Origin of the sequence: Streptomyces sp. NPDC007164, assembly GCF_040634135.1 — a bacterium.
GTDB classification, from domain to species: domain Bacteria; phylum Actinomycetota; class Actinomycetes; order Streptomycetales; family Streptomycetaceae; genus Streptomyces; species Streptomyces sanglieri.
In genome coordinates this window covers 100802-120553 of sequence record NZ_JBEYFB010000015.1, presented here as the reverse complement: position 1 = coordinate 120553, position 19752 = coordinate 100802, and the positions used below count along the sequence as shown (strand labels likewise).

The following is a 19752-nucleotide window of genomic DNA, read 5'->3' as shown; positions in this document are numbered from 1 at the left end:
AGAACGGTCGTCGGGGCTTGATCCGGTCACTTGAGACCGGCGGTCGCGAAGCCCTGTACGAAGTAGCGCTGGCCGATGAGGAAGAGAATGACCATGGGCAGGGTGGCCAGCGTGGTGCCGGCCATCAGGAAGTGCCATTGGGGGCCGTTCTCCGTCTTGAAGACGGAGAGCCCCACCTGGATCACCCGCAGGCTGTCCGTGCGGGTCACCAGCAGCGGCCAGAGGAAGTTGTTCCACGACGACTCGAAGGTCAGCAGCGCCACGGTGGTGAGCGCGGGCTTGACCTGCGGCGTCATGATCCGGGTGTAGATCCGGAACTCGCCCAGACCGTCGAGCCTGGCCGCCTCCTCCAGCTCCACCGGAAGGTCCAGATAGAACTGACGGAAGAGGAAGACCGCGAAGGGGGTGACGGCGCCGGGAACGATCAGCGCCCACCAGGAGTCCAGCCAGCCGCTGCCGCCCTGGCCGAAGATGTCGTTCCCGCCGGCCAGCGGCATGAAGCGGACGATCAGGAACTCCGGCAGCACCTTTGTGTACGTGGGGATCATCAGCGCGGCGATGAAGAGGTAGAAGATGACCTCGCTGCCGCGGAACTTGATCCGCGCCAGCGCGTACCCGGCCATCGACGCCACGACCACGTTGATGAGGGTGTGGCTGAAGGCGATGATGAAGCTGTTGCGCGCGTACGTCGCGAACGGCGCCGCCTTCAGCGCGTCGATGTAGTTCCCGAACTCCCAGTGTTCCGGCAACAGTCCGGCGTCCTGGGAGGCGATCTCCACCGGGGTCTTGAGCGAGGTGAGCACCATCCAGACGAACGGCACCACCATCAGCAGCGAGACGACGGTGAGGGTCACATAGAGCGCGATCCGGCCGGCGGTGAGCGGCTTGCCGTTCTTCACCGGCCGGGACTTGCGCGTGGCCCCCGGCGCGTGCAGCTCAGTTGTGGCCACGGGTGCCTCCCATGATCCGCCGGTTGACCAGGGTGAAGCCCATCAGCAGCACGAACAGCACCAGTGACTGGGCGGAGGCGTACCCGACGCGGAACTCCCGGAAGGCGGACTTGTAGATCTCGAACGTCATCATCGTGGTGCTGTTGCCCGGGCCGCCGTCGGTCAGGATGTAGATCTGGTCGAAGGACTGGAACGCGGTGATCATCGACGTGATGAGGACGAAGAACGTCGCGGGTTTCAGCAGCGGCAGTGTGATCGAGAAGAACTGCCGCACCTTCGAGGCGCCGTCCACCGAGGCCGCCTCGTACAGCTCCTTCGGCAGGGACTGCAGTGCGGCCAAGTAGATGAGCATCTTCATGCCGATGCCCTGCCAGATGCCGACCAGGATCACCGAGGGCATCGCCCACGTGGTCGACGAGAGCCAGGCCGGGCCGTCGATCCCGAGGAAGGACAGCAGTGTGTTCAGCAGCCCGTTGCCCGGGTTGTAGATCCACAGCCAGACCAGTGCGATCGCCACGGTCGCCGTCACCTGCGGCAGGAAGACCGCGGTACGGAAGATACCGCGGGCCTTCAGGCCGGTGTGCAGCGCCAGGGCGATGAGCAGCCCCAGCGCCATGCCGAACGGCACGGTGAAGAAGGTGTAGACGACCGTGTTGACGATGGACTTGCGGAAGACCGCGTCGCCCATCATCTCGGTGAAGTTGTCCAGACCCACGAACTGCGGCGCCGTCAGCACGTCGTACTTCGTGAAGGCCAGGACCACCGATGCGACGACCGGCAGGCCGATCCAGAGCGAGGCATGCAGCAGCGCGGGCGCCACCATCAGCATGCCGGCGCGTTGCCTGCGGCGCCCAGGTCCCGTCGGAACCCGGCCGGCGCGCTTCTTCGCGACCGTGCGTCCGGTCGGGGCGGAGGGCGGCGCGGGGCGAGCCTTCAATACGGATGTAGCTCCCACAGTGACGGGTCCTTACATCCGGCCGATTGCGGCCTCGGCGAGCCGGCCGAGTTCCGCGATGGCGTCCTTAGCCGACTGGCTGCCCACGATCGCGGGCTCCAGCGTGGGCTTGATCTTCTCGCGGATCTCCATCCAGGCTGCGGTGCCGCCCTCGGAGCACGCGGCGCCCATGCTCTGCAGGGAGAGATCGACGAACTTGTTCTCCTTCACGTACGAGGTGTCGCTGAGGTCCTTCAGGCCGGGCACCGAACCGCGCTGCTTGGCCGCGCCGAGGATCGACTCGGGCGTCGCGAGGTACTCGACGAGCGCACGGGCCGCCGCCGGGTGCTTGGATCTGGCGGACTGGGTCACGAGCGTGCCGCCCTGGAGCATCGCGGGCTTGCGGTTGGCGAGGATGAACGCACCGAGCTTGTCGTCCTTGAGGAGGTCCGGCGTCTGCTCCCCGACCTGCCTCCACAGCCCGCTGGTCGTCATCATCATCGACGCCTTGCCGGTCTGTACGTTGGTCGGGGCACCGAGCTCCGTCTTCTTGGCGTAGTCGGCGGAGCCGTCCTTGACCAGGTCCTTGAAGAACTGCAGCGCCTCGACCCCTCGGGCGTCGGTGAACAGCACCTTCTTGCCGTCCGCGCTGAACAGCTGGCCGCCGTTGGCGAAGAGGAAGGCCTCCCAGCACTGGCGCAAATTGATGGAAAACGGGTCGAAACCGATCCGGCCGTCCTTCGTGAGCTGCTTGGCCACGGCGCGCAGTTCGGCCCAGTTCGCCGGGGTCTTCTTGATGCCGGCCTCGGCGAAGTGGTCCTTGCGGTAGACGACGATGCGGGTGTCGAGGACGACCGGCAGGGCGTAGAGCTTGCCGTCGTACCGGGACGGCTCAAGCACCCGCTCCTCGTAGTCGTGCGCGGTGGCGAACTTCTCCGGCAGCTCCGCGATCGCCTTCTTCGCGGCGAACGGCGGGATCCAGCCCACGCCCATCATCAGCACGTCGGGCAGCAGACCGCCCGCGAGACCGGTGGTGATCTTCTCGTTGAGCTGGTCGTACGTGGTGTAGTCCACGTTCACCTTGACGTCCGGATACTTCTTCCGGAACCCGCCCAGGATCTCCTTCTCCAACAGCGTCTTGCCGTCGGCACCTTCGTAGATCGGGGTGAGCAGAGTGATCTCACCTTCGGCGGGACCGTCGGCGGAGCCTGCCGCCGAAGTGCCGGTTCCGCACCCGCTGAGCGCGGCGGCAGCGGTACCGGCGCCGATGGCGGCAAGCAGCGACCGTCTTTTGAGTTGCATGGAACACCCCTTTTGAGGTGGAGACTGTGGACCGATCCAGCGATAGAACCCAGCCATGGCCGGGAAGTGCTGGTAAATCGATGCACTGATGCTAGGAACGTCGTCAGAGGGACGTCAACAGCTGATGCACATGAATTTTCGGGGATGTTAACGGGTGTACCGGTAAACGAAGTTCAGTAAATCGATACACTGGTATGGTTCATCGGGTTCCGAACGGGAGGTGGCATGAGCGGGGTAACGATCCATCAGGTCGCGGAGGCCGCGGGGGTCTCCGCGAGCACGGTCTCCAACGTCCTCAATGGGCGGACGGACCGTATGCAGGCGGCCACGCTGGCCCGTGTGGAGCAGGTGATCGAGCAGCTCAGCTACCGGCCCAACCGCGCCGCCCGGATGCTGCGCACCGGCCGCATCAAGGTCATCGGCCTCATCGTGCCGTCGGTCGCCAACCCCTTCTGGGGGGCGCTCGCCCGCGAGCTGGAGGCCATCGCGCTGGCCGAGGGCTATCACGTACTGCTCTGCAACAGCGAGCGCGACGCGGCCCGTGAGCTCAAGTACGGCGAGGAACTGCTCGCGGACGGGGTGAGCGGAGTGGTGCTGTGCTCCTCGCTGCCCTCGCTGGACCACATGACACCACTGCTGAGCCGAGGGCTGAAGATGGTCGCCTTCGACCGCACCGCACAGGCGGGCGATCCGCCGTCGCTGGCCTCCATCAGCGTCGACAACGCGATGGGCGCCGAGATCGCCACCCGCCATCTGATCGAGCTCGGTCACCGCCGGCTGGCGTTCGTCTCCGGCTCGGTCAACAGTGTCAACCGCCGCGAGCGACTGCGCGGCTTCCGGGCCGCCCTGGAGGCGGCCGGTCTCGACCCGGCCGACGCGATCGTCTGGCCCGGCGCGGACGCCACCGAGTTCGGCGACAAGGACGCGGCCGAACTGGGCCGCAACGCCGCCAGGGAGCTGCTCGGCGGCCCCCGCCCGCCCACCGCGTTCGTCGCCATCAACGACATGTGCGCGATCGGGATCTGCCGGGGGGCCAAGGACGCCGGGCGCAACGCCGGACAGGACGTCTCCGTGGTCGGCTTCGACGACATCCTCCTCGCCGACCTCTTCGAACCACCGCTCACCACGGTCCGCCAGCCGCTGCCGGAGATGGCCGCGGAGACCTTCCAGCAGTTGCGGGCCCGGATCGACTCGGCCCCGGCGGCCGGACGGTCACTGCTCATCCGGCCGCGGCTGGTGGTACGGGAGTCGACGGCCCCGGCGCCGGCCGGTGCGACCGCCGCGATCCCGGCACCGGCCGGCGCGGAGCGGCCGGTCGCGGGCCGGACGGCGTAGCAGGGGCCCGTCCGCCGGGTCAGGGATGGGCGAGTTCGAGTACGACGATGCCGGCGAGGACGGCCGCGCCGGCAGTGAGGCGCAGCCGCCCGAACCGCTCGCGGAAGAGCAGCGTGGCGATCAGCGCCGCGATGAGGATGCTGGTTTCACGCAGGGCGGCGACGGTCGCCAGGTCGCCGTGGGCCTGCGCCCAGATGACGAGGCCGTAGGCGGTCAGCGAGATGACGCCGCCGGTCAGGCCGATCCCGCGGACCGGCTTCAGCTGCGCGAGCAGCGGACGGCCCCGCCGGGCGAGCGCCAGCAGCGGAATGACGGGGCCCTGGCAGAGGAAGAGCCACGCGATGTAGCCGATCACGGTCTGGGAGCGGTGGACGCCCGTCCCGTCGACGACCGTGTAGCCCGCGATGACGACTCCGGTGGCCACCGCCGCGGCGAGCGCGGGCAGCTGTGCGCGCCCGGGCCACCCGTCCGCGAAGGCCAGACCGGCCAGACCTGCGGAAATCACCAGCACCCCCACCATCGCGGCGGCGGCGAGCGGTTGCCCCAGCACGGTCACGGAGGCGACGGCCACGAGCAGCGGGGCGGTGCCGCGCGCGATGGGATACATCTGGCCGAAGTCACCGAGCTGGTAGGCGCGCAGCAGGAAGAGCTGGGAGAGCACCTCCAGCGCGGCGGACACCAGGATGAACGGCCAGGCTCCGGCCTCGGGTATCGGTGTGAAACAGACCATGACCGCCGCGCAGCCGGTGTACGCGAGGTTGATGAGGGTGAAACCGACGAGTTTGTCGGTGATGCGATGGGCCATCGCGTTCCACAGGGCATGTAGAACGGCGGCAGTGAGCACGGCTGCGGGTACGGCCGTGCCCGCAGGGAGGAACGAAGGCATGACGAAAGGACTCCAGGCGGCAGCAGACTATCTGGAATGAGGTTCCGCGCTACTCTAATCACATGGAACAAAATTCCGCCGACGAGTACCGGCTCGGCGCTCACGTACGGGCCAAGCTGCCGGAGCTCCGCGAGACCGAGGCCCGCGTCGCCCAGGTGATCCTCGACCAGGGGGCCGACCTCGTCCGGCTCAGCGTCAGTGACGTCGCCGCCCTGGCCGGCACGGCACCGTCATCAGTCGTCCGTGCCTGCCAACGCCTCGGCTACCGTGGCTACCAGGAACTGAAGATCGCGGCGGCGCGCCAGAGCCCCACCCGGGCACCGTCGCCGGACCCCCATGGCGACCCGGCCGCCCGCGCCCTGGCCGACACGATCCACGCCTCCCGTGAAGCCCTCGACGACCTCGCCACCACGCTGACCGCCGACCGGCTGCTCGCCGCGGCCACCGCGCTGGATGCCGCGCCCCGCATCGTGGTCGCGGCGGCCGGCCTCTCCGCGGCCGTGGCCGCCGACGCCGCCTACCGCCTGCGTGCCCTCGGGTGCGTCGTCGACGCCCCTGCCGACCCGCTTACCGCCCAGCTCGCCGCCGCCCAACTGCCCTCGGGTGCGGTCTGCCTGGCCATCAGCCACACCGGCGCCACCCGCAGTACGGTCGACACCGCTCGCCGGGCCCGCCGCGCGGGCGCCGAGACCATCGGCCTCACCAGCTACGCACAGTCGCCCCTGAGCGAGACCTGCACGCACACTCTCGTCGCCGGGGGGCAGGACCTCGTCTTCGGGCTGGAGACCACGGCCAGCCGGATCGCCCACCTCGTCACGGTCGACGCGCTCACCCAGACCCTGCTCACCCTTCGCGCGACCACGGCGGAACAGGCCCTCCGGCTCTCCGCCGACGTCACCGCCGACCACACGTACTGACCTGGGCGGCCGGCCGTGGGTGCCGCATGTCGCACGCGTTACATATGCGCCTGGCGGTCGGCATTCTGAAACGAGTCTCCGGTGCGGGGTGTGTCGCGAGGGTCGCGCCAAAGGTCACGGATTCCATCGATAGTGGATCGTTTCGCCACCGGAGTCGACTGTTATCGACCTGTTATGCGCATTACAGTGTGGCCAAAATGAACCCTGCGTGTAACGTGCGGGCATCTGGTCGGCGGTTGAACCAACCGCACGGCAGTTCCGCGAGAGGGGTCCGTCTTGCCTACCCGCCCAGTCCGCCGCGCAGTAGCGGCCACCGCACTGCTGATCGCAGCGTCCACGGCGCTGTCCGCATGCGGAAAGGACCGCGCCGTCGACGACGCCGCCTCCACCGGCGATGTCGCCGTCGCGGGTGTGCACGTCACCCGCGACGCGAAACTCCACGCCGCCCTGCCCCCGGCCATCAGGTCCAGCGGTACGGTCCGGGTGGCCACCGACGTACCGTATGCACCGTTCGTCATGTTCAAGGCCGAGGGGCGGCCCGAGCTCACCGGGCTCGACCATGACCTCGGCCAGGCGCTCGGTGCCAAGCTGGGGGTGCGATTCGCCTTCACGGCACAGAAGTTCGACGGCATCGTGCCCGGCATCCAGGCCGGCAAGTTCGACGCGGTCATGTCGGCCATGACCGACACCAGGGAGCGCCAGCGCGTCCTGGACTTCGTGGACTACTCCGTATCGGGCTCGGGGATCCTCGTGGCCAAGGGAAACCCGGACCGGATCGCACGGCTCGACGATCTCTGCGGCAAGAAGGTCGCCACCCAGGCGGCCAGTCACCAGCTGGAAGTGCTGAAGAAGCACCAGTCCACGTGCGCCGAAGCGGGCCGGGACGCCGTCTCCATCCAGACGTTCCCGAAGGATTCCGACGCCCAACTGGCCCTGCGCTCAGGGAAGGTGGTCGCCGATCTGGTGACGAAGCCCGGCGCCGGCTGGTCGGCGAAGACCGCCGACGGCGGCCGTGCCTTCGAGGTCGTCGAGGATCCCGCCGCGGGCGGCGGCTACGAGGCGACACCCAACGGCATCGGTGTCAGCAAACAGCTTCCCGGGCTGACCGACGCGATCCAGAAGGCCCTGCAGGCACTCATCGACGACGGCACGCTCGGCAAGATCTGCGACAAGTACGGCGCCGCCTCCATCGCCGTCAAGCAGGCCACCAGGAACGCGGCGGTGTCCTGACATGGCCGCCCTCACACCCGCCGGGGCCGTACGCGGCGCCCCAGCCACCGCAGCGCCTGCCCGGCAGAGCCTCACCGTCGTACCGATCCGGCACTGGGGCCGATGGCTGGCCGCCGCGGCAGCCCTCACCGCCCTCGTCGGCCTGACCGGCTCCCTCGCCGGGAACAAGAACCTGCACTGGGACATCGTCGGGCACTACGCCTTCGCCGACCTCGTCTTCGACGGCCTGGCCACCACTCTGTGGCTCACCGCGGCAGCCATGGCCGCCGGCCTCGGACTGGGCGTACTGGTGGCCGTGATGCGCCTGTCGTCCAACCCGGTACTCCGCGCCCTGGCCCATGTGTTCGTCTCGGTCTTCCGCGGCACCCCGCTCCTGGTCCAGATCATCTTCTGGGGATACGCGGGTGCCCTCTACAAACACATCCTGATCGGCATCCCGTTCACCCACATCACGTTCCTGGACCTGGACACCAACACGGTGCTCACCCCCGCCGTCGCCGCGCTCCTGGCGCTGGGACTGAACGAGGCCGCGTACGCGAGCGAGATCGTCCGAGCGGGCATCCAGTCCGTCGACGCGGGACAGGCGGAGGCCGCCCAGTCGCTCGGCATGCGCCCGGCCCTGACCACCCGGCGCATCGTGCTGCCCCAGGCCATGCGGGTCATCATCCCTCCGCTGGGGAACGAGACGATCAACATGCTCAAGATGACCGCGCTGGTCTCGGTGATCTCCGCCCACGACCTGATGTCCAACATCCAGGACGTGTACGCCCAGAACTACCAGGTCATCCCCATGCTCATGGTCGCCGGCATCTGGTACCTGATCCTCGTCACGGCACTGGGCCTGCCGCAGTCCTGGCTGGAGCGCCGCTACGGCCGTGGCACCGCACCCGCCACCCCTGCCGCCGGGCCGCTGCGACGCCTCGTCACGGGCGCCGCACTCCGGATCTCCCGGACCGCCCCCGCCGCAACGACCGACACGAAGGGATGACTGTGGAAACGCCGATGGTGCACGCCGAGGGCGTGCGCAAACACTTCGGGAAGGTCTCCGTGCTCCGGGGCGTCGACCTGACCGTCGAACGCGGGCGCGTCTGCTGCCTGCTGGGCCCCTCCGGCTCGGGGAAATCCACGTTCCTGCGCTGCATCAACCATCTGGAGAAGATCGACGGAGGCAGCCTCTCCGTCGACGGCGCCCCGGTCGGCTACCGGCAGCAGGGCGACCGGCTGTACGAGCTGAAGGAACGCGAGATCGCCCGCGCCCGCCGCGACATCGGGATGGTGTTCCAGCGGTTCAATCTCTTCCCGCACATGACAGCGCTGGAGAACGTCATGGAGGCGCCCGTGAAGGTCGCGGGCGTCACCAGGGCCGAGGCACGTGCCGACGCCCTGCGGCTGCTGGACCGGGTCGGCCTCGCCGACCGTACCGAGCGCTATCCGGCCCAGCTGTCCGGCGGCCAGCAGCAACGCGTCGCGATCGCCAGAGCGCTCGCGATGAAGCCCAAACTGATGCTCTTCGACGAACCGACGTCGGCCCTGGACCCGGAACTGGTCGGGGAAGTGCTCGACGTCATGCGGCAGTTGGCCGCGGAAGGGATGACGATGGTCGTCGTCACGCACGAGATCGGATTCGCCCGGGAGGTCGCGGACACGGCCGTCTTCATGGACGGCGGTGTCGTGGTCGAGGCCGGTGACCCCCGGCAGGTACTCGGCGATCCCCGGCAGGAACGCACCCGCACCTTCCTGTCGAAGGTCCTGTGATGCCCGAAGCACGGCAGCGGGATACGGCGGCCCTGCTGCTCTCCGACGCCCTCGCCCTCCAGCCCCGCTACCTGGCGGACCTGGAACATCTGGTGTCCATCGACTCCGGTTCGTACAGCCCCGAGGGGGTCAACCGGGTCGCGACATGGACCGGGCGTCGCCTGACCGGCCTGGGGTTCGAGGTGGACCGGAAGCCCGTCGCCGTGCCCGGCAGGGACATGCGCTTCGGCGACCTGGTGGTGGGGCGGCTGCCCGGCCGGATCCCTGCAGAACAGGGCGGACGGCGCATCCTTCTCGCCGGACACCTGGACACCGTCTTCGACGACGGGACGGCGGCGCGACGCCCCTTCACCCGTGACGGCCCGCTCGCCCACGGCCCCGGAGTCAGCGACGACAAGGGCGGCCTGCTGGCCGGCCTCACCGCCGTGGAGATCCTGCTGCGCCGCGGGCTGAAGGACTTCGCGGAGATCGTCTTCCTGGCCACCCCCGACGAGGAGATCGGCTCACCGGCCAGCCGCCGGGTGACCGCTGAGCTCGCCTCGGCCGTCGACTACGGGCTCGGCCTGGAGTGCGCCCGGGAGAACGGCGACCTCGTCATCGCCCGCAAGGGGGTGGCGGGCTTCCTGATCACCGTCACGGGACGGGCCGCCCACGCCGGCATCGAACCGGAACGAGGAGCCAACGCCGCACTGGCCGCCGCTCATCTGTTCATCGCCTGCCAGGAGATGAACGGACGGTGGGACGGCGTCACGGTCAATGTGGGGATGATCCGGGCCGGCAGCCGTGTCAACATCGTCTGCCCCGAGGCCGAGTTGCACGTGGAGGTGCGGTCCTCGACCCAATCGGGCATCCAGCGCGCCCGGCAGGCCATCGTCGTGGCCGCCGCCCAGCTGTCCGTACCGGGCACCCGGGCCACGGTGCGGCAGACGGAAACCTGCCCGGCCATGGAGGACACCCCGGCGGCCCGCGCCGTGTTCGCCCGCGCCCGGGAGGCCGGGGCGGAGCTCGGCCTCGACCTGGGGGCCGCCGCCACCGGTGGCGTCGGCGACGCCAACACCATCGCCGGAGCAGGGGTGCCGACGCTCGACGGCCTCGGCCCGGTCGGCGGCGGTGACCACAGCCCGGAGGAGTGGCTGGACGTGACGACGGTCCCGCACCGGGTCGCCCTGCTCGCGGCACTGATCACGGCTCTCGGCTCCACGACGGCAGCCGGCCCGGATGCCCGGAGCACGCCGGTCCACGTAATCTGAACCCCTTCAGAAAGGTGGCACCCGGCCCATGTCCTCACTCGCCGAAGAGATCCGGCAGCGGTTCGGTGACCTCAGCCCCGCCGAACGCAAGGTGGCCCGGGTGCTGCTCGCCGGCTACCCGTCGGCCGGTTTCGAGACGGTGGCCACGCTCGCCGAACGTGCCGCGGTGAGCGCGCCCACGGTGATCCGCTTCGTCAACCGGCTCGGCTACAAGGGCTTCCCCGACTTCCAGGCGGCGCTGCGCGGAGAACTGGAGGAACGCAGCGCCTCACCTCTGCGGCTCTACAGCACACGGGGATACGGCGCCGCGCCACCCGGCGCACCGGACGAGGACGGGCGGGACCCGGCGCACCCCGAGGGCGGACAGGACGTGTTCAGCTCCGAGGTCGCCCGCACGCTGCGGGAACTGCCGCCCCACGACGTGCAGGCGGCGATCTCCCTGCTCTGCCACCCCAAGCGCCGCGTCATCCTGGCCGGCGGCCGGTTCACACATCTGCTGGCGCAGTACCTGGGGCTGCACCTGATGCAACTGCGTGGCGACGTGGTCATCCTGCCGGACCGCGACGTGGAGCGGACCGCGGTCCTGGCGGGTCTCGGGCGGCAGGACGTCCTCGTGGTCTTCGACTACCGGCGCTACGAACCGGACAAGGTCGTCATCGCCGAGCTGGCAGCACAGTGCGGGAGCAAGGTCGTTCTGTTCACCGACGCCTGGCTCTCGCCGGTGACCAGCCTCGCCGACGTCGTCCTGCCCAGCCATGTCGCCGCGCCGTCGCCGTACGACAGCATGGTCCCGACGCTGGCCACCGTCGAGACGGTGCTCGCCGGGGTGCTCGGGCAGCTCGGCGAACAGGGACGCAACCACCTGGAGCACAGCGAGGACGTGTCCCGCCGGGCAGGCATCCAGCCGGACGACTCCGGGCCGCTCTGAGAGGGCGGTTGCGCCGTCCCGCACACGCCTTCCCGCACGTTCAGACGCGATTGACGCGGTACACGTCCCGTACGCAGAGGTTGAGGACCGTGGTGGCCACGATGGCACCGGCACAGATCAGGAGTACGGTCCGGTCGGCCCAGGCATGCGCGGCGAGGGCGGTGACGAGGTAGCCGAGAGGGATGGCGATCCGCTCCCCGACACCGTTGAACGAGCTCATCCGGCCGAGTTCCTCCTGGGGCACGTGCTGCTGGAGCGCGGTGTTCCACGCCACGATGGCGACGTCCAGCCCGACGCCCGCGAGTAGGGCGGCGAGCAGCACCCAGGGCAGGGCCAGCCCGAAGCCCAGTGCCGCCGGTGGCAGACAGAGCCCGGCGCCGGTGATTACGGCGACGGCCAGCAGCCGGTACGGCCTCCAGCGCAGGCACACTACTGTCCCCGCCAGCAGCCCGAAGGCGAACGCGCCCTGGACGAGCCCCCAGGAACGCGCCCCCGAGTAGTGCTCGGCAGCGATCACGGGACCAAGAAGCTGGAAACCGGCCAGCCACGCGGCGACCACCACCGTCCCGGCGGCGGTGTACGTCCACAGCCAGGTGCGGGACCGGAAGCCGGACCAACCGGCGCGCAGGTCGGCCAGGGCGCTGCTCGTCGTGACCGGTGCGCTCAGCCGCAGGCCGAGCAACAGGAGCGCCGCGATCAGGAAGGAGAGCGCATCCCAGGACAGGGCCCAGGCCGGTCCGCCGACGGCGACGATCAGCCCCGCGACGACGGGGCCGAGCACCTTGACCGCGTTGCCGGGAAGCCGGAGCAGCGCAACGGCCTGTTGCAGATGCTCCGCGGCGACCACCTGCCCCACCGCACCCACCGCGGCCGGTGCTGTGAAGGCCACGGCGATCCCCGACACGAATCCGCACGCGGCGATCGCGGCGGTCGTCGCATGGTGTGTGGCCACCAGCGCCGCGAGCACCCCCTGAGCGCTCGCGGCCAGGAGATTGCCCAGGAACAGGATCCGGCTGCGCGAGATCCGGTCCGCGAGAACGCCGCCCACGAGGGTGAAGACGATCGTCGGGACGGAATTCGTGGCCAGCACGACACCGAGCGAGCCCGCTCCACCGCCCTGCCCGATCACCGCGTAGGCGAGCGCGAGGGGCGCCATCGCGGAACCGGACGCCGAGACGAGGTTGGCGAGCACGAACCGCCGGAAGGCGGGAACCCGCAAGGGGGCCAGACGGGTCACGGCCGGCCGGGCGGTGCTCTTCACATCTCTCCCGCGACCGGTGCGCCGGTGGCGGCCGGGCCGGTGGTCCGCCGGTCGTCGACCAGGAGCACCGAGTACCCCGGCAGGAACTGCACGTCCCCGATCACCGCGAACCGCGAACCCGGCCGACGCGGACGGTCGGGTTCGCGCCTCTCAGCGCAGTGCCTGTTCGATCGGTCCGCCGGTTCGAAGTCATTGCGGGAACCTACCTCGGTCCCTGTGGCGCGCCTCCGTCAGAGACGTCGCTCGGCCAGATCCAGCCAGTGCTCCACGTCGCCCGGTGCGAAGTGCCGGATGGCCCAGTCGGTCATCCGCAGACTCATATGGGCCCAACAGGGGCGCAGAACGTCTTCGGGCAGAGCGTCCAGGATGTCGTCGAGGCGGCGGACGACCCCCGGCGCCTGCTCCCGCGCGTGCAGCCCGAAGCGCAGGGTGACCAGGTCGAACCGGCGGTCTCCCCGCCCGGCGCCGTCCCAGTCGATGACCCCGGTGACCGTGCCGTTCACGGCCAGCAGATTGCCATGGTGAAAGTCCTGGTGCACGACGTCGTCCCCGGCCAGGCGGGGAGGGCGACCGGCACCGACCGACCTGATCCGGCGCTCCAGGGCAGCACTGCGCCGACTGTGCCGACGCGGCGGCCCGTGAAGGCAGTAGCCGGGGCCGTCGTCGAGCAGATACAGGTTCATCGAAGGGATGTCGCCGTGCCCGGCCAGCAGCCCCGACTGCGACTCGTTGAGGGCGAGTGCCTGATCCAGACCGCGGTGGTCCAGCAGCTCCGGCGGTGCGCCCGGAAGGAGTTGCTGGACCAGAACCACCGCACCGTCCACCTGGAGCGCCAGCTCTGTCGAGGGACAGGGATACCCCCGGCCGCGCAGCACCTCGCACACCGCCAGGGGCCCCGCCCGCAGCGCGTCGAGCCGGGTGTCCGGCCGCCACTTCAGTACGGACCGGTGGCCGTCGGGCCACCGGACGTATGCGGCCCCCACCTCGCCGCCCGGACAGGGGCCCTCGACCACCAGCCGTACGCCTGTCCGGGCGTGCACGGCGTCCGTCATGCGGTCGGCGTCCAGGCGCTCGGCGCGCATCCAGCTCTCAGGTGACGTGGTCATCGGGACATTGTCCGGCACGGCCCGTGCGGCTCAGTCCGCCGACGCCGTCCAGCCGAGCGCCTCGATGCGCGCGGTGTCGCCGGACCGGCTCTCGTCGAAGAGTGTCCGGTTTCCGTCCTCGACCCGGACGGCATCCACGTACGCCCCTCGCCCGACGTACAGCTGGTCCGTCGTGTACCGCCACCTCAGCCGGACCTCCTTGCCGCGCCAGGCGGCGAGGTCCGCGTCGAGGCGGTGCCATACCCGGCCGGACCAGCCGGAGACCGCGCCGGTGGGGTGCGGATCGGGCGCGGGGCGGGGTTTCTCCGACGTCGGGACGGTGGTGAACGGGACCGGCTGCCAACTCGCCCCGGCGTCCGCCGACGCCTCCAGGAACAGGGAGTCGGAGCCGGGCTCGGTGTCCCACCACAGGGCCGAGCTCAGCCGGCCGTGCGAGGAGGTGAGGCGCAGCGGCGGCAGTGTGAGCGTGGCCGAGGCGGCGCTCGCCATGCCCGAGAACCAAGCCGTACGGCCACGGGCGGGGCGGACCGCGACGGCGCGCGCCATCTGATTCGCGGTGGCGACGCGCGGGGCGCTGCCGGAGCGCCAGCTGCGCACGGGGTGAACCGAGTTGCCGAGGACGATCAGGAACGAGTCGGTCGTCGGGTCCAGTACGAGACTGGTGCCGGTGAAGCCGGTGTGGCCCGCGGTGCGCGGGGTGGCCATCGCACCCATGTACCAGTGCTGGTAGAGCTCGAAGCCGAGACCGTGCTCATCGCCGGGGAACGCGGTGTTGAAATCGGTGAACAGCAGGTCGACCGATTCGGCGGAGAGGATTCGCGCGCGGCCGTAGACCCCGCCGTTGAGCAGCGTACGGGCGAGGATCGCCAGGTCCCAGGCGCAGGAGAAGACTCCGGCGTGGCCCGCGACCCCGTCCAGGCTGTACGCGTTCTCGTCGTGCACCTCGCCCCAGACCAGTCCGCGGTCCAGCCCGGACCAGGGCTGCCGGGCGTCCTCGGTCGCGGCGATCTTCGGCTTCCAGGAGGCCGGCGGGTTGTACCGGGTGCGGTGCATCCCGAGCGGTGCGGTGATCTGCTCACGGAGCAGGACGTCCTGCGTGCGGCCGGTGATCTTCTCCAGGACCAGTTGCAGCGAGATCAGGTTGAGGTCGGAGTAGAGGTACACCGTGCCCGGCGGACTGGCGGGCACCTCGTCCCACAGCAGTCGCAGTTTCCCCTCCCGGGTCGGTGCCTTGTACAGCGGGATCCAGGCGCGGAAACCGGATGTGTGCGTGAGCAGTTGACGGATCGTGATGTCCTGCTTGCCGCCGCCCGCGAAATCGGGCAGGTACGAGGCGACCTTCGCCTCCAGGGCCAGCGTTCCGCGCTCGATCTGCTGCACGGCCAGGATCGAGGTGAACAGCTTCGACACCGAAGCCAGGTCGAAGACGGTGTCCTCGGCCATGGGGATCTGCTGGTCCGGCGGGAACTCCACGCCGGTGTCCGACTTCTCGTCGTACGCCGCATAGCGCACGGCCTTGCCGATCGGCCGGTGCAGGGCCACCGTGCCGCCCCGTCCGGCGAGCAGCACCGCTCCCGCGTACCAGGGGTGCTTCGGGGAGGCGGAGAGGAACTTCTCCGCGTCCGTGACCAATTGGTCCAGGGGCTCCTGGAGCAGCCCGGCGCGTTCGGCCGGACCGCGCCGCAGCGTCGGCCTGCCGTGTCCCGACGCGGAACCCCCGGCTCCTGTGCTCATGTCCGACGCCCCCGCCCCCGACTCCATGGCCGACGCCTGCTCCGCGAACGGAATCGGCGCCAGGGCGAGTGCCCCGCCCAGGGCCAGCATCCCACCGCCCAGCCTCCGTCGGCTGATCCCTCTGCCCGCCGCGTCCTCGGTCATCCGGAACCCCTTCTCACTGCGCGAAAGTAACTTTCGAAAATTCGTCCGGCAATGAAACTTCCTGCCGCCGCAGAGATTACTGTCACCCCTGCCGTCACGGAGGACCCCTGCGCCACAAAGAATCTGACACTGCATCAGAAAATCTCTTCCCTCAAGTGACCGGCTGCGGCATCCTGCGCCCCATGGAGACGGAGCTGAGCAAGAAACTGGGAGTCGAGCACGCCATCTTCGGCTTCACGCCGTTCCCCGCGGTGGCCGCGGCCATCACCCGGGCCGGCGGATTCGGCGTACTCGGCGCGGTCCGCTACACCGCCCCCGACGACCTCGCGCGCGACCTCGACTGGATGCAGGAGCACACCGACGGCAAGCCGTACGGCCTCGACGTCGTCATGCCCGCGAAGAAGGTGGAGGGGGTGACCGAGGCCGATGTCGAGGCGATGATCCCGGCCGGCCACCGGCAGTTCGTCCAGGACACCCTCGCCAAGCACGGCGTGCCGGAACTCGCCGAGGGCGAGGCGTCCGGCTGGCGCATCACCGGCTGGATGGAGGAGGTCGCGCGCAACCAGCTCGATGTCGCCTTCGACTATCCCATCAGGCTCCTCGCCAACGCCCTCGGGTCACCGCCCGCCGATGTCGTCCGGCGCGCCCATGACCGGGGCGTGCTCGTCGCCGCCCTGGCCGGGAGCGCCAGGCACGCCCGCCACCACGCCGACGCGGGCATCGACATCGTCGTCGCCCAGGGCTACGAGGCGGGCGGCCACACCGGCGAGATCGCGTCCATGGTCCTGGTCCCGGACGTGGTCGACGCCGTCGGACCACTGCCCGTCCTCGCCGCCGGCGGAATCGGCAGCGGCGAGCAGATCGCCGCCGGACTGGCCCTCGGCGCCCAGGGCGTCTGGCTCGGCTCCCTCTGGCTGACCGTCGAGGAGGCCGACCTGCACTCCCGCGCGCTGACCCGCAAACTCCTCGCCGCCGGCTCCGGCGACACCGTCCGCTCCCGCGCCCTCACCGGCAAGCCCGCACGCCAGCTCCGTACCGAATGGACCGACGCCTGGGACGACCCGGCCGGGCCCGGCACCCTGCCCATGCCGCTCCAGGGGCTGCTGGTGGCCGAGGCCGTGTCACGCATCCAGAAGTACGAGACCGGCGCACTGCTCGGCACCCCCGTCGGCCAGATCGTCGGCCGGATGAACAGCGAACGCAGCGTGCAGGCCGTCTTCGACGACCTGACCCGCGGCTTCGAGCGAGCCGTGGACCGGATCAACCGCATCGCCGGACGGAGCGCCTCATGAGTCAGCCGCCCAACGGCTTCTGGGCCCAGGCCACCGCCGACCCCGGACGCACCGTCCTGATCGCACCCGACGGCGAGCACTGGACGGCGGGCCGGCTGCACGCCGCCGCGAACCGCCTCGTCCACGGACTGCGGGCAGCCGGGCTGCGAAAGGGCGACGCGTTCGCGGTCGTGCTGCCCAACGGCGTCGAATTCTTCACCGCCTACCTCGCCGCCTCCCAGGCCGGCCTCTACCTGGTCCCCGTCAACCACCACTTCGTCGGCCCCGAGATCGCCTGGATCGTCGCCGACTCCGGCGCCAAGGTGCTCATCGCCCACGAGCGGTTCGCACCGGCCGCCACCGAGGCCGCCGACGAGGCGGGACTGCCGGCGAGCCACCGCTTCGCCGTGGGCGCGGTCGGCGGCTTCCGCCCGTACGCCGAACTGCTCGAAGGGCAGCCCGGAGAAGCCCCCCGGGACCGCACCCTGGGCTGGGTCATGAACTACACCTCGGGCACCACGGGCCGCCCGCGCGGCATCCGCCGTCCGCTCTCCGGCAGGCTCCCCGAGGAGAGCCACCTCGGCGGATTCCTCGGCATCTTCGGCATCAAACCGTTCGACGACAACGTCCACCTGGTCTGCTCGCCGCTCTACCACACGGCCGTTCTGCAGTTCGCGGGCGCGTCCCTGCACATCGGGCACCCGCTGGTCCTGATGGACCGGTGGACACCCGAGGAGATGCTGCGGCTCATCGACACCCACCGCTGCACCCACACCCACATGGTCCCGACCCAGTTCCACCGCCTCCTCGCCCTCCCCGACGAGGTGAAACGGCGGTACGACGTCACGGCCATGCGGCACGCCATCCACGGCGCCGCACCCTGCCCCGACCATGTCAAGCGCGCCATGATCGACTGGTGGGGGAGATGCGTCGAGGAGTACTACGCGGCCAGCGAGGGCGGCGGCGCCTTCGCCACCGCCGAGGACTGGCTGAAGAAGCCGGGCACCGTCGGCCGGGCCTGGCCCATCAGTGAACTCGCCGTCTTCGACGACGACGGCAACCGGCTGCCGCCCGGCGAGCTCGGCACCGTCTACCTGAAGATGAACACCGGCGGCTTCAGCTACCACAAGGACGAGACCAAGACGAAGAAGAACCGCATCGGCGACTTCTTCACCGTCGGCGACCTCGGCATCCTCGACGAGGACGGCTACCTCTTCCTCCGCGACCGCAAGATCGACATGATCATCTCCGGCGGGGTCAACATCTACCCCGCCGAGATCGAGGGCGCCCTGCTCGGACACCCCGCCGTCGCCGATGTCGCCGTCTTCGGCATCCCGCACCCCGACTGGGGCGAGGAGGTCAAGGCAGTCGTCGAACCGGCGGCGGGACACGAGGCGGGGGAGGAGCTCGCCGCCGCGGTCCTGCGCCACTGCGAACAGCGTCTCGCCGGATACAAGCGCCCCAGAAGCATCGACTTCATCGATGTGATGCCCCGTGACCCCAACGGCAAGCTCTACAAGCGGCGGCTGCGCGACCCGTACTGGGAGGGCCACTCCCGGGCCGTGTGAGCCGCCGTCCGGCCGCCGCCCGACGAGCGCCCCCGTACCGGCTCTGGCAGGGTGTGGCCCATGAACGCGAGCGCTACGGTCCGGTCACTGGCGACCCGGTGGACGGTGGTCGTGCCGGTCGTCGCCGCGCTCGCGCTGGTCTTCAGCTGGGGCCGGGAACTGCCGGCGTTCGCCGTCGCCGTGGTCGCGCTCTGCCTCGCGGGCGCCGTCCTGGCCGCCGTGCACCACGCCGAGGTCATCGCCCACCGGGTCGGCGAACCGTTCGGCTCGCTCGTCCTGGCCGTCGCCGTCACCGTCATCGAAGTGGCCCTCATCGTCACCCTGATGGTGGGAGGCGGCCCCAAGACGTCCGCGCTCGCCCGCGACACCGTCTTCGCCGCGGTGATGATCACCTGCAACGGCATCGTCGGGCTGTCCCTGCTGGTCGGCGCCGTCCGCTCCCGCGTCGTCGTCTTCAACGCCGAGGGCTCCGGGGCCGCCCTCGCGACCGTCGCCACCCTCGCCACGCTCAGCCTGGTCCTGCCGACCTTCACGGTCGGCAAACCCGGCCCCGAATTCTCCACCGCCCAACTGACCTTCGCCGCCGTCGCCTCACTCCTGCTGTACGGGCTGTTCGTCGCCGTACAGACGGTGCGGCACCGCGAGTACTTCCTGCCCCTCACCCCCGAGGGCGAGCTCAAACCCGACGAACACCGCGCGACACTGCCCGGCCGGGGCGCCACCGCGCTGAGTCTGGTGATGCTGCTGGTCGCGCTGGTCGCGGTCGTCGGTGACGCCAAGTCCGTCTCGCCGACCATCGAGTCGGGGGTGGAGGCGGCCGGAATGCCCCAGGCGGTGGTCGGTGTCGTGATCGCACTGCTGGTGCTGCTGCCGGAGACCCTGGCGGCGGTACGGGCCGCCCGCCGCGACCGGGTCCAGACCAGTCTCAACCTCGCCCTCGGCTCGGCGATGGCGAGCATCGGCCTGACCATCCCGGCCATCGCTCTCGCCTCGATCTGGCTCGACGGACCGCTCCACCTCGGCCTCGGCGCCACCCATATGGTGCTGCTCGCCCTCACCGTGATGGTGGGCGCGCTGACCGTCGTACCGGGACGGGCCACCCTGCTCCAGGGCGGCGTCCATCTGTCGATCTTCGCCGCGTTCGTCTTCCTCGCGATCAGCCCCTGACCGCCCGCCGGACG

Annotated in this window: 17 protein-coding genes and 1 pseudogene; 10 read left to right on the top strand and 8 right to left on the bottom strand. The window is 70.2% G+C overall.

The features are described 5' to 3' along the window. Positions 1-26: 26 nt before the first annotated feature. From ABZ622_RS20550 to ABZ622_RS20540, 3 genes are all read right to left on the bottom strand, one after another. The gene (locus ABZ622_RS20550; protein ID WP_360545060.1) at positions 27-950 is read right to left on the bottom strand and encodes a carbohydrate ABC transporter permease; all 924 of its coding nucleotides are present in this window, start codon (positions 948-950) and stop codon (positions 27-29) included. Continuing rightward, on the bottom strand, positions 937-1779 hold the full coding sequence (locus ABZ622_RS20545) for a sugar ABC transporter permease (RefSeq protein ID WP_360545058.1): 843 nt from the start codon (positions 1777-1779) through the stop codon (positions 937-939). The genes ABZ622_RS20550 and ABZ622_RS20545 overlap by 14 nt, the downstream gene beginning before the upstream one ends. A 138-nt stretch (positions 1780-1917) precedes the next feature. Next, positions 1918-3186, bottom strand: coding sequence for an ABC transporter substrate-binding protein (locus ABZ622_RS20540; RefSeq protein WP_360545056.1), 1269 nt, complete (start codon positions 3184-3186; stop codon positions 1918-1920). A gap of 225 nt (positions 3187-3411) precedes the next feature. On the opposite strand from ABZ622_RS20540, the gene ABZ622_RS20535 reads away from it, so the two are divergent. Then, positions 3412-4521: a LacI family DNA-binding transcriptional regulator gene (locus ABZ622_RS20535; RefSeq protein WP_360545054.1), complete on the top strand. Its 1110-nt coding sequence runs from the start codon at positions 3412-3414 to the stop codon at positions 4519-4521. 19 nt (positions 4522-4540) lie between these two features. On the opposite strand, the gene ABZ622_RS20530 is transcribed toward ABZ622_RS20535, so the two are convergent. Further along, the gene (locus ABZ622_RS20530) at positions 4541-5407 is read right to left on the bottom strand and encodes an EamA family transporter (RefSeq protein WP_360545052.1); all 867 of its coding nucleotides are present in this window, start codon (positions 5405-5407) and stop codon (positions 4541-4543) included. A gap of 62 nt (positions 5408-5469) precedes the next feature. On the opposite strand from ABZ622_RS20530, the gene ABZ622_RS20525 reads away from it, so the two are divergent. The 6 genes from ABZ622_RS20525 to ABZ622_RS20500 all read left to right on the top strand — a co-directional run bounded on the left by ABZ622_RS20525 (position 5470) and on the right by ABZ622_RS20500 (position 11487). Beyond that, on the top strand, positions 5470-6324 hold the full coding sequence (locus tag ABZ622_RS20525) for a MurR/RpiR family transcriptional regulator (RefSeq protein ID WP_360545050.1): 855 nt from the start codon (positions 5470-5472) through the stop codon (positions 6322-6324). Between the two features lie 276 nt (positions 6325-6600). Continuing rightward, on the top strand, positions 6601-7554 hold the full coding sequence (locus ABZ622_RS20520; protein ID WP_360545048.1) for an ABC transporter substrate-binding protein: 954 nt from the start codon (positions 6601-6603) through the stop codon (positions 7552-7554). Between the two features lies 1 nt (position 7555). Next, the gene (locus tag ABZ622_RS20515) at positions 7556-8542 is read left to right on the top strand and encodes an amino acid ABC transporter permease (RefSeq protein WP_360545046.1); all 987 of its coding nucleotides are present in this window, start codon (positions 7556-7558) and stop codon (positions 8540-8542) included. After that, complete coding sequence (locus tag ABZ622_RS20510) at positions 8539-9309, top strand: amino acid ABC transporter ATP-binding protein (RefSeq protein WP_360545044.1); 771 nt, start codon at positions 8539-8541, stop codon at positions 9307-9309. Before ABZ622_RS20515 ends, ABZ622_RS20510 begins: the two co-directional genes overlap by 4 nt. Then, positions 9309-10559 carry a M20/M25/M40 family metallo-hydrolase gene (locus ABZ622_RS20505; protein ID WP_360545042.1) on the top strand — a complete coding sequence of 417 codons (1251 nt, stop codon included), beginning with the start codon at positions 9309-9311 and terminating at the stop codon, positions 10557-10559. Before ABZ622_RS20510 ends, ABZ622_RS20505 begins: the two co-directional genes overlap by 1 nt. Positions 10560-10587: 28 nt before the next feature. Beyond that, positions 10588-11487 carry a MurR/RpiR family transcriptional regulator gene (locus ABZ622_RS20500; RefSeq protein WP_360545040.1) on the top strand — a complete coding sequence of 300 codons (900 nt, stop codon included), beginning with the start codon at positions 10588-10590 and terminating at the stop codon, positions 11485-11487. A gap of 40 nt (positions 11488-11527) precedes the next feature. On the opposite strand, the gene ABZ622_RS20495 is transcribed toward ABZ622_RS20500, so the two are convergent. The 4 genes and pseudogenes from ABZ622_RS20495 to ABZ622_RS20480 all read right to left on the bottom strand — a co-directional run bounded on the left by ABZ622_RS20495 (position 11528) and on the right by ABZ622_RS20480 (position 15732). Then, on the bottom strand, positions 11528-12748 hold the full coding sequence (locus tag ABZ622_RS20495; protein ID WP_360545038.1) for an MFS transporter: 1221 nt from the start codon (positions 12746-12748) through the stop codon (positions 11528-11530). A gap of 50 nt (positions 12749-12798) precedes the next feature. Further along, positions 12799-12941, bottom strand: a pseudogene (locus tag ABZ622_RS20490) (diadenosine tetraphosphate hydrolase); the annotation flags it as partial. A 37-nt stretch (positions 12942-12978) separates the two neighbouring features. After that, positions 12979-13854, bottom strand: a complete 876-nt coding sequence (locus ABZ622_RS20485) for a phosphotransferase (protein ID WP_360545036.1) — start codon at positions 13852-13854, stop codon at positions 12979-12981. A 30-nt stretch (positions 13855-13884) separates the two neighbouring features. Then, on the bottom strand, positions 13885-15732 hold the full coding sequence (locus tag ABZ622_RS20480; RefSeq protein ID WP_360545034.1) for a serine hydrolase: 1848 nt from the start codon (positions 15730-15732) through the stop codon (positions 13885-13887). Between the two features lie 182 nt (positions 15733-15914). Between ABZ622_RS20480 and ABZ622_RS20475 the strand changes: the two genes are divergently transcribed. Genes ABZ622_RS20475 through ABZ622_RS20465 form a run of 3 tightly spaced genes read left to right on the top strand, consistent with a single transcriptional unit; the run spans position 15915 to position 19738 of the window. Then, positions 15915-17024 (top strand): nitronate monooxygenase family protein, encoded by a 1110-nt coding sequence (locus ABZ622_RS20475; RefSeq protein ID WP_360545032.1) that lies wholly within the window; start codon positions 15915-15917, stop codon positions 17022-17024. Further along, a complete protein-coding gene (locus ABZ622_RS20470) occupies positions 17021-18571 on the top strand; it encodes an acyl-CoA synthetase (protein ID WP_360545030.1) in 1551 nt (516 codons plus the stop codon). The genes ABZ622_RS20475 and ABZ622_RS20470 overlap by 4 nt, the downstream gene beginning before the upstream one ends. Before the next feature lie 60 nt (positions 18572-18631). Further along, positions 18632-19738: an ionic transporter y4hA gene (locus tag ABZ622_RS20465; RefSeq protein ID WP_360545028.1), complete on the top strand. Its 1107-nt coding sequence runs from the start codon at positions 18632-18634 to the stop codon at positions 19736-19738. Positions 19739-19752: the final 14 nt, after the last annotated feature.